This window comes from Sphingopyxis sp. YF1, assembly GCF_022701295.1.
Classification (GTDB): domain Bacteria; phylum Pseudomonadota; class Alphaproteobacteria; order Sphingomonadales; family Sphingomonadaceae; genus Sphingopyxis.
The window spans coordinates 1,746,025-1,762,090 of record NZ_CP033204.1 but is presented as its reverse complement, the minus strand read 5'-3'; the positions used below and the strand labels follow the sequence as shown (position 1 = coordinate 1,762,090).

Here is a 16,066-nt window from a genome sequence, read left to right as displayed (position 1 = left end):
GTAAAGGTCGCGCGGTGACCATGATGCAGCTCGCCCCCGGCCGATGGCCCTGATCGCGCTGATCGGCGCCAGCGAAACGCTGCCCGACGGCGGGCTGCGCGCGCTCGTCACGGTGGCCGGCGAGACCTTGATCGAGCGGCAGGCGAGCCGGCTGGCCGACGTCGGGGTGACGCATGTCGCCGTCGCGGTGGGCGCGGTACCCGCCGACCTGTTGACCACGCTCGATCGCATCCGCCGCCGCGGGATGAAAGTGACCCCGGTGCGCGCCGCCGCCGACCTCGTCGCGCTGGTCGCCGGCGACGACCGGATCATCCTCGTCGCCGACGGGCTGCGCGCGGGCGGGACGCACTATGCGGCGATCGCCAAACCGGGTTCGCCTGCGATCCTCGTCACCGGCGACACGGTGCTGACGCAGGGATTCGAGCGGATCGACGCGACGCGGCGCTGGGGCGGGCTCGCCAGCATTTCGGACCATATGGTCCGCGAACTCGCCAGCATGCCGGGCGAATGGGACATGATCCTGACGCTGCTGCGCATGGCGGTGCAGGCCGAGGCGCGGCGCCTCTATTGCGAGCCGGCGCTGTTCGAACAGGGCGAGATCGCGATCGTCGCCGACCGGCCGACCGCGGCGCTGATCGAGCAGTCGAGCCTGCAACGCACCGAATATGGCGGCATGGGGCTGGGGCGGTCGGCGATCATGATGCCGCTGGTGCGGCTCGCGGGACCACTGCTCGTCAGGTCACCCGCGACCGCGCGCTATCTGCCCTATGTCACCGGCCTGCTGTGGGTCGGCGTCGCGCTGCTCGCGGCAAGCGGGCTTGCCGCCGCCGGAGCGCTGCTCGCGGTCTTCGGCGGGCTGGGGCTCGCCGCGATGCGCTTCCTGTCCGCCTTTCGCGCCGAAAGCGCGGCGCAGGACCGCGTGCGCGCCGTCATCCGCACCTTTGCCTGGCTGCTGCTCGGCGCCTTTCCCTGGCTCGTCGCGCTGGGCGGCGAGGGACACGACATGCCGCCCTTTGCGGAAGCCGCGCTGGCGCCGTGCCTGGCGGCGACGATCCTGCTCGCGCGCTGGCTGTACGAGGATTCAGGCGAACGGCGGCGCTTTCACTGGCTGCTCCCCGACGCCGATCAGGCGTGGATCATGCTGGCACCGGCGCTGCTGTTCGGGCTTGCCCCGCTGATGTTTGCGATCCTGCCGCTGCTCGGCCTGTTCCAGATACTGCTCTGGCTGCGCCTCGCACACCGCCCCGAGGCATGACAAAACAAAGACGTTCAAGGTTTAGAGCGCATTAACGCCAAACTGCTATCGCGCGCTGACATGGTGCAGCCTTCTCTCTTTTCGCAGCTGGCGTCGGTGAACCCGGCGCTGTCGGCGTGCCTTGCGGAAACGGCGGAATATCTGGGGGCGCCGGGCGCACCACGATTGTCCGACGAGCAGCGTGCGCTGGCGTTGGGGATCGCGCGGCGACTGGTCGCCGATGTTGCCGACCGGCTGGGCTGCACCGCCGATTCGGCCGCGCTGTGGCACGACTGGAGCGAAGCGGGCGTGCCCGCCGCCGCGCAGTTGGCTGGGCTCTGCTTCGCGCGCGGCGAGGAGCATCGTTGGCGCGAACAGCCGGGCGGCGACGCGCCGCCGCCTGCCGAGGATGTTACCGGGGCCGACGTCGCGCCGCCGGTTGCCGCGGCCCCGCTCTCGGATGCCGCGCGCGCCTACCTTGACCTCCAGATCGCCGATCGCCGCCGGTTCGACGCGCTCGGGCATCCATGCATCGCGATCGACGATCTCGAACCCGAGCTGCTCCGCACGCTGTTGCTCGACGTGGCGGCATGGCGGCTGCTGCGCGCGGGCACCGACGGGGCCGAAGCCGCGCGGCTTGGCGAGGCGGTGCGCGCGGCGTTGGCGGCGCATGCGCCCGATCGCGGGATCGACCGCGCGGCGGCGGCCTATCATGCCGCATTCGCCGATGCCGACGCGCTGGCGGGCGCCGCCGGCGACGCGATCGTGCGCCACGACTGGACCGCGCTGATCGCGCTCGTCGCGACGGTGCACCGCTATCGCTACGATGCCATGGCGCTTGCGCTGCTCACCGCCGAGCCGGCGCAGCTTGCACCGCTGCTCGCGCCGATCCTGCGCGACCACGGCGCGCTGGCGCCGCTCGAAGGATCGCTTGCGATGCTTGCCAATCGCGCGGTTGCGAGCGCCGAAGGCGGACCGCGATGAGCGAACGGATCGTCCGCGGCCGGATCGACCGGGCCGGGCTGCTGGTCAGCGGTGACGCGCCGCTGATCCGGCTGCAGCGGCGCGCGGGGTCGGCGGCGGGCAAGCCGCTCGCGCTGCCCAATCTGGCGCGACTGGTCGCGCTGTCGCAGCGGCTTCAGCGCGAGATCAACCGGCCGCTGATCGCCGCCGACGACCATAGCGACATCCATGCGCTGGTGCGGATCGTCCCCGATGCCGACGGGGCGACGATCGAGATCAGCGACTGGCGGACGCAGCCGATCGTCCAGCCGCAAATCCCGCCGGTCACTGAAGCCGCGGTCGCGTCGCCGCAGGCGTGGATCTGGGAAAGCGACGTCCAGCTGCGCCTGATCGCGCTGCGCGCGGGCCGCGAGGCGGCGCCGGTGCCGACCGGTTGGGAAGGGCGTTCGCTGTCCGAGCTGTTCGAACTGCAACCCGACGGCGAGGGGCGTTTCGCGGTGCTGAAGGCGCTGGCGCGTCAGGCGCGTTTCGCGGGGCAGCGGGTGCGCGTCGAAGGCGGCACCGGGCCGCTGGCGATGAGCCTTGCGGGCGAGCCGCGCTTCGATGCCGCCGGCGGCTTTGCCGGTTTTCGCGGCACCGCGCTGCCCGACGTCGAAGCGCGCGCCGCCGCGGCGCCCGCGACCCTCGCCGACCCGGCCTTCGGGTCGCTGCCGCTGTCCGATCCCGCCTTCGGTCGCCGCATCGACGGCGCGCTGCGCGGGCCGCTCGCGCGGATCATCGCCACCGCCGAGACGATATCGGGCCAGTTCGAAGGGCCGATCCGCGCCGATTATGCCCGCTACGCCGGCGACATCGCCCACGCCGGGCGCCACCTGCTCGGGCTGGTCGACGACCTCGCCGACCTCCAGAATATCGAACGCCCCGGGTTCAAGGCGGCGCGCGACGAGATCGACCTCGGCGACCTTGCGCGGCGCGCGGTGGGGCTGCTCGGCATGAAGGCCGAGGAAAAGGGCATCCGCATCGACGCGCCGCCGGTCGACGACAAGATGCCCGCAACGGGCGAATTCCGCCGCGTGCTGCAGGTGCTGCTCAACCTGCTCGGCAATGCGATCCGTTACTCGCCCGACGATTCGCTGATCTGGATCCGCCTCGACCGGCAGGGCGATCGCGCGATGGTTACCGTCGCCGACCAGGGACAGGGGATCGCCGCCGATCAGCAGGCGGTGGTGTTCGAGAAGTTCGAACGGCTCGGCCGCACCGACAGCGGCGGTTCGGGGCTGGGCCTCTATATCGCCCGCCGTCTGGCGCGTGCGATGGAGGGCGACCTGACCATCGACAGCGCACCTGGGCAGGGCGCACGCTTCACGCTGAGCTTGCCGGCGCGCGATTGACTCGCGCGGGTGCCCGGTCTCGTCGGCTTTGGGGTGGGGAGTGGACCGTGTCCATTCTCCGTCATCCCGGCGAAGGCCGGGATCCCGCCCTGCAAGCCATGATGCACCGGTGAGATCCCGGCCTTCGCCGGGATGACGACGAAAAATGACCGAATCCAAGCCGCCGTGCGCCCCGGCGAAAGCCGGGGTCGATTGCAGAAACACGCCGGGTTCGTGTCGGCATTCTGGGCCCCGGCTTTCGCCGGGGTGCGCATCTCTATCGGCGACTAACGGCCGTTGGCGGATGTCCAAATCCTCCCTGTCGCGCAGCGATGGGGAGGTGGCAGCGCGAAGCGCTGACGGAGGGGCCGACGCCGTCAGGTGTCGCGCGGCCTTGCGGCCCCTCCACCACTCGCTGCGCGAGCGGTCCCCCTCCCCATGGCCTGCGGCCACAGGGAGGATTTCCGATGTCCGCAACCCGTCGTTATCGGCCATCGCCATCACGCACAAAAAAGGGGCCGGAAACCGGCCCCTTTCTCGTTTTCGTCTTTCGCCGGATCAGCGCTGGCCGACCGGAACATAGGGCCGCTGCGTCGGGCCGGTGTAGAGCTGGCGCGGGCGGCCGATCTTCTGCGCGGGGTCCGAGATCATTTCGTTCCACTGCGCGACCCAGCCGACGGTGCGGGCGAGCGCGAAGAGTGCGGTGAACATCGTCGTCGGGAAACCGATCGCCGACAGGATGACGCCCGAATAGAAATCGACGTTCGGGAACAGCTTCTTTTCGATGAAATAGGGATCGTTGAGCGCCATTTCCTCGAGCTGCAGCGCGACTTCGAACACCGGGTCGTTGACCTTGAGCGCGTCGAACACTTCGCGCACGGTTTTCTGCATCACGGTCGCGCGCGGATCATAGTTCTTATAGACGCGGTGGCCGAAGCCCATCAGGCGGAACGGATCGTCCTTGTCCTTGGCGCGCGCGATATATTCGGGAATGCGCTCGGGGCGGCCGATTTCGCGCAGCATGTTGAGCGCGGCCTCGTTCGCGCCGCCATGCGCCGGACCCCACAGGCAGGCGATGCCCGCCGCGATGCACGCGAACGGATTGGCGCCCGACGAACCGGCGAGGCGGACGGTCGAGGTCGACGCGTTCTGCTCATGATCGGCGTGGAGGATGAAGATGCGGTCGAGCGCGCGCTCGACGACCGGGTTGACCTCATATTCCTCGGCAGGGACGCTGAAGGTCATGCGGAGGAAATTGCCGGTGTAGCTGAGGTTGTTGTCGGGATAGACGAAGGGCTGGCCGACCGAATATTTATACGCCATCGCCGCGATCGTCGGCATTTTCGCGATCAGCCGGTGGCTGGCGATCATGCGCTGGCGCGGATCGTGGATTTCGGTCGAATCGGGATAGAAGGCGCTGAGCGCGCCGACGACGCCGCACATCACCGCCATCGGATGCGCGTCGCGGCGGAACCCGCGGTAGAAGGTCGCGAGCTGTTCGTTCAGCATCGTGTGGCGGGTGATCGTGTTTTCGAACGTGGCCAGTTCGTCGGCGCTCGGCAGTTCACCGTTGAGCAGCAGATGGCAGACTTCCATGAAGCTCGAATGTTCGGCGAGGTCGCCGATCGCGTAACCGCGGTGGAGCAGGACGCCTTCGTCGCCGTCGATATAGGTCAGCTGCGATTCGCAGCTCGCGGTCGAGGTGAAGCCCGGATCGTAGGTAAAGGCCCCGGTCTGGGCATAGAATTTGCGGATATCGACGACATCGGGGCCGACCGTGCCCTTGAGCACCGGATTGTCGACGGTCGTGTCGCCCAGGGTGATTTTTGCGGTCTCGGTCATGCTTCTTCCCCTGTACTGACGGCGGGAGCCTTTGGTGCTCAGGCCCCTGCCGGATAATTGTGCGCTGCGTCAAGTCGCGCCAGGCTGGTATCGCGGCCGAGCAGCAGCAATACGTCGAAAATTCCCGGCGATACGGTGCGCCCGGTCAGGGCCGCCCGCAGCGGCTGGGCCAGTTTCCCGAGCCCGACGCCGGCCGCTTCGCTTTCCTCGCGAACCGCGGCCTCCACCGTTTCCTGCGACCATGTCGGCAGGGCCCGCAAGCGGTCGGTGACCGACGCGAGCAATCCCTCCGGCGCATCCCTTAGCACCTGCGCCGCCTTTTCGTCCATCACCAGCGGGTCGGGAACGAAGAGGAAGGTCGCGCCGTCGGCGATCTCGTGCAGCGTCTTGGCGCGCGGCTTGAGCGCGGGCATCGCCGCCGCGAGCAGATCCTTTTCGGCGGGCGTGACGTCACGCCCGATCAGCTTCGCGACCATTGGAGCGACGATCGCGGCGAGTCGGACATCGTCGGCCTCGCGCAGATAATGGCCGTTGAGATTCTCAAGCTTCTTGAAATCGAAGCGCGACGGCGAACGGCCGACATTGTCGAGCCCGAACCACTCGATCGCCTGCGTGCGGCTGATGATCTCGTCGTCGCCATGCCCCCAGCCGAGGCGGAGGAGGTAATTGTTCACCGCCTCGGGCAGATAGCCCATTTCGTCGCGATAGGCGTCGACCCCGAGCGCACCATGGCGTTTCGACAGCTTGGCGCCGTCGGCGCCGTGGATCAGCGGGACGTGCGCATAGACGGGCTCGCGCCAGCCCATCGCGCGGATCAGCCCGAGCTGGCGAAAGGCGTTGTTGAGATGGTCGTCGCCGCGGATGACGTGCGTCACCCCCATGTCGTTGTCGTCGACAACGACGCTGAGCATGTAGGTCGGGGTGCCGTCGCTGCGCAGCAGGATGAAGTCGTCGAGTTCGGCGTTCTGGACGGTGACGTCACCCTGCACCTTGTCGGCGATGGTCACTGCGCCCTCCTGCGGCGCGCGCAGGCGGATGACGTGCGGCGCGGCGGGATCGCCGTCGGTGCGGTCGCGCCAGGGGCTGCGGACGCGGAAGGGCAGGCGCTTTTCCTGTGCCTCGGCGCGCATCGCGGCAAGCTCGTCCTGCGTCAGATAGCAGCGATAGGCTTCGCCCTTCGCGAGCAGCTCGTTCGCAACCGCGGCGTGACGGTCGGCGCGCGCGAACTGGTACACGGTGTCGCCGTCCCAATCGAGGTCGAGCCAGCGCATGCCGTCGAGGATCGCGTCGATCGCGGCGTCGGTCGAGCGTGCACGGTCGGTGTCCTCGATCCGGAGCAGGAACTTGCCGCCATGATGGCGCGCGAACAGCCAGTTGAACAGCGCGGTGCGCGCGCCGCCGATATGGAGATATCCGGTGGGCGAGGGCGCGAAACGCGTCACCACGTCGGCGCCGGTCGCTTCGCCTGCGATTGCTTGATTTTCGGTTGCCACCAAGGCCTCTTTCACTCACTTTGCCGGCCCCGGCAGGGAGGCCGGGGCGGGGTTCGGGGGTGCCCCTAGCATGGCGACAAGGCCGCTTCAAACGCCCATTGCGACCGGCATCGCCGCGGCGCTGCGGCGGTGCGCCGACTGGCTCGAAACCCGGCTCGATGCCGAGCGCGAACGGATCGCGCTCTGGTTGCCCGTCGCGCTGGGCGCGGGGATCGCGGCGTGGTTCGCGCTGCCGACCGCATGGCACTGGACCGGCGCGCTGTTCCTCCTCGGCGCGGGCATGCTCGCCGGGTGGCTGCTCGGCTGGCGGCGGCGGCTGGGCCGTACGGTCGCGATCGGTTGCGCGGTCGCCGCGACGGGGTTGCTGCTGATCTGGGTACGCGCGCTGTGGGTCGCCGCGCCGGTGCTTGTCCAGCCGCTGACCACCGAATTTTCGGCGCGCGTCGAGCGCGTCGAGGCGTTGCCGGCGCGCGAGCAGGTGCGGCTGATCGCCCTGCCGCTGGCGCGCACCGACCTGCCGCCGCGGCTGCGCCTTACCGCGACCATAGGGCAAGCGGGCGATGTGGCGCCGGGCGAACGGGTCGGGCTGCGCGCACGGCTGATGCCACCGCCGACCGCCAGCCTGCCGGGGGGCTATGATTTTGCCCAGCGGGCGTGGTTCGACCGGCTCGGCGCGGTCGGCACCGTGCTCGGTACGATCGGCCGTGCGCCGGAGGCGGGGCGCGGGGCGCCGCCGCTGCGCGCGCGACTGACCGGGCATATCCACGGCCGCGTCGACGGGTCGGCGGGGGGCATCGCGGCGGCGCTCGTCACCGGCGACCGCGGCGCGATCGACCCCGCCGACGAGGAAGCGATGCGGCGCAGCGGGCTCGCGCACCTCCTGTCGATCAGCGGGCTGCACGTCACCGCGGTGGTCGGTTTCGCGATGCTGCTCGCGATGCGGCTGCTCGCGTTCAGCCGCTGGCTCGCGCTCAGGGGGCTCGTACTGCCGCTCGCTGCCGCGTTCGCCGCGCTGGCGGGCGGCGGCTATACGCTGCTCGCGGGTGGCGAGGTGCCGACGCTGCGCTCGTTCATCGCGGCGCTGCTCGTGCTCGTCGCCTTTCTGCTCGGGCGCGAGGCGCTGACGCTGCGGCTCGTCGCGGCGGGGGCGCTGCTCGTGCTCGTCTGGCGCCCCGAGGCGCTCGCAGGGCCGAGCTTCCAGCTGAGCTTCGCCGCGGTCACCGCGATCATCGCGCTGCACCAGGCGCGCGCGATGCGCGGCTTTCTGATGCGGCGCGACGAGCCCTGGCCCCTCCGGCTGGCGCGCGCGATCGCAGGGCTGCTGATCACCGGACTCGTGGTCGAGGTGGCGCTGGCGCCGATCGCGCTCTTCCATTTCCACAAGGCCGGGCTCTACGGCGCGCTGGCCAATGTCGTCGCAATCCCGCTGACGACCTTTGTGATCATGCCCGCGGAGGCGCTCGGCCTGATCTTCGATGCTGTCGGGCTGGGGGCGCCCTTCTGGTGGGTCGCCGAACAGGCGCTGCACGGCCTGATCGCGCTCGCGCACCGCGTCGCGGACGCCCCGGGCGCAGTCGCGACGCTGCCGCGGTTTCCCGCGTGGGGTTTCGCGCTTGCGGTGTTCGGCGGACTATGGATGCTGCTCTGGCAGACGCGCTGGCGCCGGGCGGGGCTCGTGCCGCTGATCGCGGGGATGGCGGTGCTGCTCGTCCAGCCGCGTCCCGACCTGCTGGTCACCGGCGACGGACGTCATATCGCCGCGGCGCTCCCCGACGGCAGCTACGCCCTGCTGCGCGACCGCGCCGGCGACTATGCGCGCGATGCGCTGGCCGAGGCGGCGGGGATCGACGCGCCGCTCGTCGCGCTGGCCGATCTCGACCATGTCGCGTGCAACCGCGATTTCTGCCGCTGGACACAGCGCGGGCGGATCATCCTTGCCGCGCGCGGACGCGACCGCATCGAGGGAGCCGACATGGCCGCGGCCTGCGCCGCCGCCGACGTGGTGATCAGCGAGCGCTGGCTGCCGCGCGAATGCGCCGGCCGCTGGCTGACGATCGATCGCGACACACTGCCGCAGACCGGCGGGCTGGCGCTCTACCTGGGCCAGCGCCCGCGCGCCGTCGGCGCACTGGACCCGGGCGACGCGCATCCGTGGCGGCGCCCGCCGCAGGTCAGTGGTAACGACGAAGCAGTCCCGACAGCCGCCCTTGGACGATGACGCGTTCGGCTTCGTAGCGCTGCGGTTCATAGGCACTGTTCGCCGGGTCGAGCCGGATCATCCGACCTTCGCGACGGAAATATTTGAGTGTCGCATCCTGCCCGTCGACGAGCGCGACGACGATGTCGCCCTCGCGCGCGGTGCTCGCTTTCTGGATCAGGGCATAGTCGCCGTCGAAAATCCCCGCCTCGACCATCGAATCGCCCGACACTTCGAGCGCATAATGCTCACCCGAACCGAGCAGTGCCGCGGGCACCGCGAGATTATTGTGATCCTCGAACGCCTCGATCGGCACACCCGCGGCGATCTTGCCGTGCAGCGGCACCTCGATCACGTCGTTCGCGGCGATCGGTTTGAGCTGCGGGGCGGGCTTGCGCAGTGGCACGACATTGTCGCTATCGTTGCGCACGGCGGCATGGGCGGTCTTGCCACCCTCGGGCAGCTTGACCACTTCGAGCGCGCGCGCGCGGTTGGGGAGGCGGCGAAGGAAGCCGCGTTCTTCCAAGGCACTGATAAGACGATGGATTCCCGATTTGGATTTGAGGCCGAGGGCTTCCTTCATCTCCTCGAACGACGGCGAAATGCCGCTCGCGTCGAGCTTTTGCTGGATGAAGTGAAGCAGTTCATGCTGCTTGGCGGTCAACATCGGGCGTTCTCCATGATGCCGGCATCGGACATAAGGGGAACGATAGTGGAACAGAGCGGAACTTGTCAAGCGATGTCGATGTAGGCCGCGAGATCACCCGCGGCGCGCGGCGCGGCACCGATTTCGCGAAGAACCAGCGCGGTGGCAGCGACGAGCGGCCGCGTCTGCCCGCTGTCCTGGCTGTCCAGAAGCTCGAGCATCCCGCCGGCGAGGCGGGCGCGCAGATAGTCGCGCCGCCCGCCGCCCGGACCTAGCGCGGCGGCGAGCGGCGCGTGGCGGATGACCGGCAGCGGGTCGCGCGCGCCCGCGAGGTGGCGGACGAGCGGGAGCAGGAACAGCGTCGCCGTAACGAAAGCCGACGAGGGATTGCCCGGAAGCCCGAGCAGCAGGGCGTCGCCGATCGTGCCCGCGATCAGCGGTTTGCCCGGACGCATCGCGATCTTCCAGAAGTCGAGCCGTCCCCCGGCGTCGTCGAGCGCGCCGCGGACATGGTCGTGATCGCCGACCGACGCACCGCCGACGGTGACGATGACGTCATGATGGCGCGCCAGATCCCCCAGAACCCGGGCCATGACGCGGCGATCGTCGCCGACGTGGAGCGGCGGCGTGACCACGGCGGGCGCGCCGGCGAGCATCGCGGCGAGCATCGCGCCGTTGCTGTCGGGGATCTGCCCGGGGGCGAGGGGACGCCCCGGCGGCACGAGTTCGTCGCCGGTGGTGAGGATCGCGACGCGCGGGCAGGTCCCCACCGCGATCTGCGCCGCGCCGCCCATGATCGCCGCGGCGATCGCGCCGGGGGTAATGCGCGTGCCGGCGGACAGGAGCGGCGTGCCCGCGGCGAAATCACCCGCGCGGCCGCGAACATGCTGGCCGCGGGTGGCGGGGCCGTCGCAGGTCAGCCTCAATGTCGCGCCGTCGGCGGCGACATCCTCTTGGATCACCACGGTATCGGCGCCGTCGGGGAGCAGGGCGCCGGTGAAGATGCGCATCGCCGCGCCCGGAGCGAGCGGTTGATGCGGCACCGCGCCTGCGGGAATCTCACCCGCAATCGCCCATGGGCCGGGCAGGTCGTCGAAGCGGATCGCATAGCCGTCCATCGCCGACAGCGCCGCGGCGGGCTGGTCGCGCCCTGCCGCGATATCGCCTGAAAGATAGCGGCCAAACGCTTTGGAACAATCGACATTTTCTGGTAGCAGTGGGGGGCGGAGCGCGAGCAGCCGCGTCTGCGCCTCTTCGACCGGCAGCCATGCGCTCATGCGGCGCGCCAGTCGCCCGAACGCCCGCCGCTCTTTTCGAGCAGGCGAAGTCCCTCGATCACCATCGCGCGGTCGAGCGCCTTCGCCATGTCATAGAGCGTGAGCAGCGTGACCGAGGCGGCGGTGAGCGCTTCCATCTCGACCCCCGTCGGGCCCGTGGTCGCGGCGGTCGCGGTGACGCCGATCCCGTCGTCGAGCCAGGTAAAATCGATTCCGACCTTGCTGAGCGCGAGCGGGTGGCACAGCGGGACAAGGTCGGACGTGCGCTTTGCGGCCATGATCCCGGCGATGCGCGCGGTCGACAGCACATCGCCCTTGGGGGCGTTGCCGGCCCGGATCGCATCGAGCGCCTCGGCCGACATGGTGATGCGCCCCGCCGCGACGGCGCGGCGCGCGGTCGCGGGCTTGGCGCCGACATCGACCATATGCGCAGCGCCGGTGTCGTCGAGATGAGTCGGGGTCTTTGCCATCGTCCGCCAGCGAAGCAAGGCGGGATGCGAAAGGCAAGGGCGATCGGTGCGGCATCACCGAAAACGGTCTCATCATCGTCCTCTCCCGCCCCGTGTCGGTGGGAGGAGCGAGGCTGGCTCTGCGACGCATGGTGGTTCACCGCGGTTCACCACCTTGATCGGCGGCTTGCGGCCGGTTGCGGGCGTTGGATGATGTGCACCCCGGCGAAAGCCGGGGCCCAGAATGCCGGCACGAACCCGGCGTTTTTTCTGCAATGAACCCCGGCTTTCGCCGGGGTTCACGGAGGGCTGGATTCGGTCATTTCCGGTCATTCGATCTGGATTGGCATGAATGACCGCTTTCGACCGGTTGCGGACATCGGTGATCCTCCCTGTGGCCGCAGGCCATGGGGAGGTGGCAGCGCGCCGCGCTGACGGAGGGGCGAAGGACGCAGCGTTGCGGCCCCTCCACCACCGCCTGCGGCAGCGGTCCCCCTCCCCATCGCTACGCGACACGGAAGATTGGCAGAAAGCGACCGATTGCTGACGCCTAAGGATTGATCTGATTCCCCCTCCCGCAGGCGGGAGGGGTAGCGAGACTTGGAAACTTGTTTCCTAGTCGCAGCGGGGTGGGCATCGCACCGTTGCTGGCCCACCCCCGGCCCCTCCCGCCTGCGGGAGGGGAGAAGAATGGCCGCTTTCCACCCCATTCCGGTCTTTCGCAAATAGCATGGCGGGCGATGACCCGAAGCGAGCGATTGCGCGTTCGATGGGAGGCCGACGTGGCGTCCGGTCGACCCGGGGTGATACCGGATTTGCACGCGTAACACGCCCGGAACCCATCTCGCCGAAGCCGTTTTCGCGGCGAACTGTGTTCATCGCGCACTTTGTGTGTTCTCTATGCAACAGGATTGTCGTAGCAAGGCAACAATGGCGACCAGCGTTCCCTTGGCAAGCGACGGCGAATCCGGTCAACCGGCCCCGCGCGCGAGGGCGTGGGAGTTTGCCGCGCCCGAATATTACGCGCTCGCGGTGATCATCAGCGTCGGCATCGCGACCTATATCTATGTCACCGGCGACGCGCAGAGCGAGCGGCTGCTCACGCCCGCGCTCGTCGCCGCGATCATGGTGGTCAATCTGGTGCCCGCGATGGCGCTGATCGTGCTGATCGGCAGCCGCGTGGCGCGCGCGCGCGCGATGCGCTCGATGGCGGGGGGCAGCGGTCGCCTGCACGTCCGGCTCGTCGCGCTCTTTTCGCTGATCGCCGCGACGCCGACCTTGCTGGTGGTGATCTTCGCGTCGCTGCTGTTCCAGTTCGGCGTCGATTTCTGGTTTTCCGACCGGTCGCGCGGCATGTTCGAAAATGCCGCGGGGCTTGCCGAAGGCTATTACCAGGAGAATCAGCGCGAGGTCGCGGCGAACACCGTCGCAATGGCGACCGACCTCGGCAATGTGCTCGAACGCGTGCGGACCGATGCGCCCGATTTTTCGAGCTTCTACCTCCAGCAGGTGGTCGTCCGGAACCTCAATGAATCGGCGATCATCGAAATCGGGGCCGACGGCGTGGCGCGGACCGCGGCGGCGATCGATCCCGACAATCGCGCCGCCGAGAACCGCCTCCAGCCTGCGATGGTCACGCGCCTCGACGCCGGCGAGGAAGTCGTCGTCGTCCGCCAGTCGGACCGGATCGAGGCCGCGACCAAATTGCCCGGGACCCGCCGCGCCTATCTCTACGCGTCGCGCGATTTCAACGTCCCGGGTTTCCAGCAGTCGGTGCGCGCGGGCACGGTGCTCGCCGACTATAACGCGCTGTTCGCGCGCTCGCAGCAGCTCCAGCTGCAGTTCAACGGCGCGCTCTATCTCGGTTCGCTGCTGCTACTCGCGCTCGCGGTGGTCGCGGCGATCCTCGTCGCCGACCGTATCGTTCGTCCGCTCGGCACGCTCGTCGGTGCGACGCAGACGGCCGCCGAGGGCGACTTGTCGGTGCGCGTGACGCCGACCGCGCACGACGACGAAATTTCGGTCCTGACGCGCGCTTTCAACCGCATGACCGAGCAGATCCAGGGGCAGACGGGGGCGCTGGTCAGCGCCAACGAGCAGATCGAGGCCCGGCGCAGCTTCATCGAGGCGGTGCTCAGCGGCGTCTCGTCGGCGGTGGTTTCGGTCGACGCCGGACATCGCATCCTGCTCGCCAATGCGGCCGCCGAGCGGCTGATCGGCATCAAGGCCGAAGAACTGACCGGGCAGCCGCTCGCCGAGGTCGCGCCCGAACTTGCGCAGCTGATCACCGGCGACGAGCGCGAGGGCGTCGTGCAACTCGCGCGGCAGCACGCCGAACCCGCGACGCTGGCGGCGAAGGCGGTCGCGCAGGGCGACGGTTTCGTGCTCAGTTTCGAGGATATCACCCAGCAACTGCTCGATCAGCGCCGCGCGGCCTGGTCCGACGTCGCGCGCCGCATCGCGCACGAGATCAAAAATCCGCTGACCCCGATCCAGCTCGCCGCCGAGCGCCTGCAGCGCCGCTTCGGCGACAAGGTCGAGGGCGATCAGGCGACCTTCCGCAAGCTGACTGACACGGTCATCCGCCAGGTCCACGACATGCGCCGCATGGTCGACGAGTTTTCGAGCTTCGCGCGCATGCCCAAGCCGACCTTCGGCGTCGAGGATCTTCGCGACATCGTCAGGCAGGCGGTGTTCCTGTTCGAGGTCGCCAAGCCCGACATCGTTTTCAGCGTCGAGGTTCCCGAGGAAATCGAACCCCTCGTCTGCGACCGGCGCCTGCTGTCGCAGGCATTGACGAACATCGTCAAGAATGCGGTAGAAGCGATTGAAGAAAAATCGAAAAGATCGGAATCGTCGCCACTTGGCCATATTCGCGCGGTGGTTGACGTCCGCAGCGAGCGCGAGGTTGCGATCCTGATCACCGACGACGGCATCGGCCTCCCCGAGGCGCGCGAGACGATCGCCGAACCCTATATGACGACGCGGCAGGGCGGCACCGGGCTGGGGCTCGCGATCGTCAAGAAGATCGTCGAGCAGCATTATGGCGAGCTCGACTTTGCTGACAATCCGGCGGGGCAGGGGACCCGCGTCACGCTGACGCTCCACCCCGACCGGCTGCGCCCGCTGGCCGGGCAGGGAAATGATGCGGCGGCGGGGCAAATGGAATCGGTTCCGGGGCGAATCCGCAACCGCAAGGACAGAGAAGACTGATGGCGCTCGACATATTGATCGTCGATGACGAACGCGACATCTGCGACCTCGTCGCCGGTGTGATGGAAGACGAAGGTTATGAAGCGCGCACCGCTTCGGACAGCGACGCCGCGCTCGAAGCGATCCGCCAGCGGCGGCCGTCGCTCGCGCTGATCGACGTCTGGCTGCAGGGTTCGCGGCTCGACGGGCTCGGACTGGTCGAGGCGATCAAGGCGTTCGACCCGACGTTGCCGATCATCGTCATTTCGGGGCACGGCGGGCTCGACACCGCGGTCGCGGCGATCCGCCGCGGCGCGTTCGACTTCATCGAAAAGCCCTTCGAGGCCGAGCGCCTGCTCCATCTCGTCGCGCGCGCGACCGAAAGCGAGCGGCTGAAGTTCGAATATGAGCGGCTGCGCGAACGCGCCGGACCCGCCGACGAGCTGACCGGGACCAGCGCCGCGATCAACAATGTCCGCGCGACGCTCAAGCGCGTCGCCGGCACCGGCAGCCGCGTGCTGATCACCGGGTCGGCGGGGGTCGGCAAGGAAGTCGCGGCGCGCGTCCTGCATGGCTGGAGCGGGCGCCACACCGCGCCGTTCCGCGTCATATCGTCGGCGCGCATGGACCCCGAGACGGTCGAGGCCGAGCTGTTCGGGGCCGAAGTCGATGACGGGACGATCCGCGTCGGGCTGCTCGAACAGGCGCATGGCGGCACGCTGTTCCTCGACGAGGTCGCCGACATGCCGCTGACCACGCAGGGCAAGATCCTGCGCGTGCTCACCGATCAGAGCTTCACCCGTGTCGGCGGGCGGACGATGATCCGCGTCGACGTGCGTATCATCTCCGGATCGGCGCGCGACCTGATGACCGAGATCGCCGAGGGACGGTTCCGCGAGGACCTCTATTACCGGCTCAACGTCGTGCCGGTGCACATCCCCGCGCTGCGCGAACGCCGCGACGACATCGCCTCGCTGTGCGAGCATTTCGTCAGCCGCTACGCCGCCGACCGCCATGCGCCGCCGCCCGAAATCAGCCCCGAAGCGATGGCAGCGCTGCAGGCGCACGACTGGCCGGGGAACGTGCGCGAGCTGCGCAACGTCATCGAGCGCGTGATGATCCTCGCGCCGAGCGACCGGCTCGGGCGGATCGACGCCGACATGCTGCCCGCCGAACTGGTGCGCGGCGGCACCGACATATTGCCCAACGCCGAATCGATCACCGCGATCCCGCTCAAGGAAGCGCGCGAGAATTTCGAGCGCGAATATCTGCGCATCCAGATCAACCGCTTCTCGGGCAATATCTCGCGCACCGCGACCTTCATCGGCATGGAGCGTTCGGCGCTGCACCGGAAGCTGAAGCTTTTGGGTTTGACCGATAATCCCGACGGCGAGGGCTGAGGC

At 69.0% G+C, this 16,066-nt stretch carries 11 protein-coding genes; 6 read left to right on the top strand and 5 right to left on the bottom strand.

Annotated elements, in window-relative coordinates; all coding sequences use genetic code 11:
* The first annotated feature begins 43 nt into the window (after nucleotides 1-43).
* From EAO27_RS08530 to EAO27_RS08520, 3 genes are read left to right on the top strand one after another with little or no spacing between them, the layout of a single operon-like run.
* On the top strand, nucleotides 44-1,255 hold the full coding sequence (locus EAO27_RS08530; RefSeq protein WP_242779578.1) for a hypothetical protein: 1,212 nt from the start codon (nucleotides 44-46) through the stop codon (nucleotides 1,253-1,255).
* Between the two features lie 60 nt (nucleotides 1,256-1,315).
* The gene (locus tag EAO27_RS08525; protein ID WP_242779576.1) at nucleotides 1,316-2,218 is read left to right on the top strand and encodes a hypothetical protein; all 903 of its coding nucleotides are present in this window, start codon (nucleotides 1,316-1,318) and stop codon (nucleotides 2,216-2,218) included.
* Nucleotides 2,215-3,588, top strand: a complete 1,374-nt coding sequence (locus tag EAO27_RS08520; protein ID WP_242779574.1) for a HAMP domain-containing sensor histidine kinase — start codon at nucleotides 2,215-2,217, stop codon at nucleotides 3,586-3,588. The genes EAO27_RS08525 and EAO27_RS08520 overlap by 4 nt, the downstream gene beginning before the upstream one ends.
* A gap of 537 nt (nucleotides 3,589-4,125) precedes the next feature.
* Here the strand turns inward: EAO27_RS08520 and EAO27_RS08515 are convergent.
* Nucleotides 4,126-5,409 carry a citrate synthase gene (locus tag EAO27_RS08515; RefSeq protein WP_242779572.1) on the bottom strand — a complete coding sequence of 428 codons (1,284 nt, stop codon included), beginning with the start codon at nucleotides 5,407-5,409 and terminating at the stop codon, nucleotides 4,126-4,128.
* Between the two features lie 38 nt (nucleotides 5,410-5,447).
* Nucleotides 5,448-6,881, bottom strand: coding sequence for a glutamate--tRNA ligase (gene gltX, locus EAO27_RS08510; RefSeq protein WP_242780523.1), 1,434 nt, complete (start codon nucleotides 6,879-6,881; stop codon nucleotides 5,448-5,450).
* 91 nt (nucleotides 6,882-6,972) lie between these two features.
* On the opposite strand from gltX, the gene EAO27_RS08505 reads away from it, so the two are divergent.
* Nucleotides 6,973-9,120 (top strand): ComEC/Rec2 family competence protein, encoded by a 2,148-nt coding sequence (locus EAO27_RS08505; RefSeq protein ID WP_242779570.1) that lies wholly within the window; start codon nucleotides 6,973-6,975, stop codon nucleotides 9,118-9,120.
* Here the strand turns inward: EAO27_RS08505 and lexA are convergent.
* The 3 genes from lexA to moaC form a co-directional block, all read right to left on the bottom strand.
* Nucleotides 9,074-9,766 (bottom strand): transcriptional repressor LexA, encoded by a 693-nt coding sequence (gene lexA / locus EAO27_RS08500; protein WP_242779568.1) that lies wholly within the window; start codon nucleotides 9,764-9,766, stop codon nucleotides 9,074-9,076. The genes EAO27_RS08505 and lexA overlap by 47 nt on opposite strands.
* Nucleotides 9,767-9,831: 65 nt before the next feature.
* Complete coding sequence (locus EAO27_RS08495) at nucleotides 9,832-11,022, bottom strand: molybdopterin molybdotransferase MoeA (RefSeq protein WP_242779566.1); 1,191 nt, start codon at nucleotides 11,020-11,022, stop codon at nucleotides 9,832-9,834.
* Nucleotides 11,019-11,492: a cyclic pyranopterin monophosphate synthase MoaC gene (moaC, locus tag EAO27_RS08490; protein ID WP_242779564.1), complete on the bottom strand. Its 474-nt coding sequence runs from the start codon at nucleotides 11,490-11,492 to the stop codon at nucleotides 11,019-11,021. Before moaC ends, EAO27_RS08495 begins: the two co-directional genes overlap by 4 nt.
* A 909-nt stretch (nucleotides 11,493-12,401) precedes the next feature.
* Here moaC and EAO27_RS08485 point away from each other — a divergent pair.
* A complete protein-coding gene (locus EAO27_RS08485) occupies nucleotides 12,402-14,684 on the top strand; it encodes an ATP-binding protein (protein WP_242779562.1) in 2,283 nt (760 codons plus the stop codon).
* Nucleotides 14,684-16,063, top strand: a complete 1,380-nt coding sequence (locus tag EAO27_RS08480) for a sigma-54 dependent transcriptional regulator (RefSeq protein WP_242779560.1) — start codon at nucleotides 14,684-14,686, stop codon at nucleotides 16,061-16,063. The genes EAO27_RS08485 and EAO27_RS08480 overlap by 1 nt, the downstream gene beginning before the upstream one ends.
* Nucleotides 16,064-16,066 lie beyond the last annotated feature (3 nt).

What these genes read in the sequence shown, in the direction of transcription:
- EAO27_RS08530 (WP_242779578.1), top strand. Translation starts at nt 44, where the DNA reads ATGGCCCTGATCGCGCTGATCGGCGCCAGCGAAACGCTGCCCGACGGC.
- EAO27_RS08480 (WP_242779560.1), top strand. Translation starts at nt 14,684, where the DNA reads ATGGCGCTCGACATATTGATCGTCGATGACGAACGCGACATCTGCGAC.
- moaC (WP_242779564.1), bottom strand. Translation starts at nt 11,492, where the DNA reads ATGGCAAAGACCCCGACTCATCTCGACGACACCGGCGCTGCGCATATG.
- EAO27_RS08515 (WP_242779572.1), bottom strand. Translation starts at nt 5,409, where the DNA reads ATGACCGAGACCGCAAAAATCACCCTGGGCGACACGACCGTCGACAAT.
- EAO27_RS08525 (WP_242779576.1), top strand. Translation starts at nt 1,316, where the DNA reads ATGGTGCAGCCTTCTCTCTTTTCGCAGCTGGCGTCGGTGAACCCGGCG.
- EAO27_RS08485 (WP_242779562.1), top strand. Translation starts at nt 12,402, where the DNA reads ATGGCGACCAGCGTTCCCTTGGCAAGCGACGGCGAATCCGGTCAACCG.
- EAO27_RS08495 (WP_242779566.1), bottom strand. Translation starts at nt 11,022, where the DNA reads ATGAGCGCATGGCTGCCGGTCGAAGAGGCGCAGACGCGGCTGCTCGCG.
- lexA (WP_242779568.1), bottom strand. Translation starts at nt 9,766, where the DNA reads ATGTTGACCGCCAAGCAGCATGAACTGCTTCACTTCATCCAGCAAAAG.
- EAO27_RS08505 (WP_242779570.1), top strand. Translation starts at nt 6,973, where the DNA reads ATGGCGACAAGGCCGCTTCAAACGCCCATTGCGACCGGCATCGCCGCG.
- EAO27_RS08520 (WP_242779574.1), top strand. Translation starts at nt 2,215, where the DNA reads ATGAGCGAACGGATCGTCCGCGGCCGGATCGACCGGGCCGGGCTGCTG.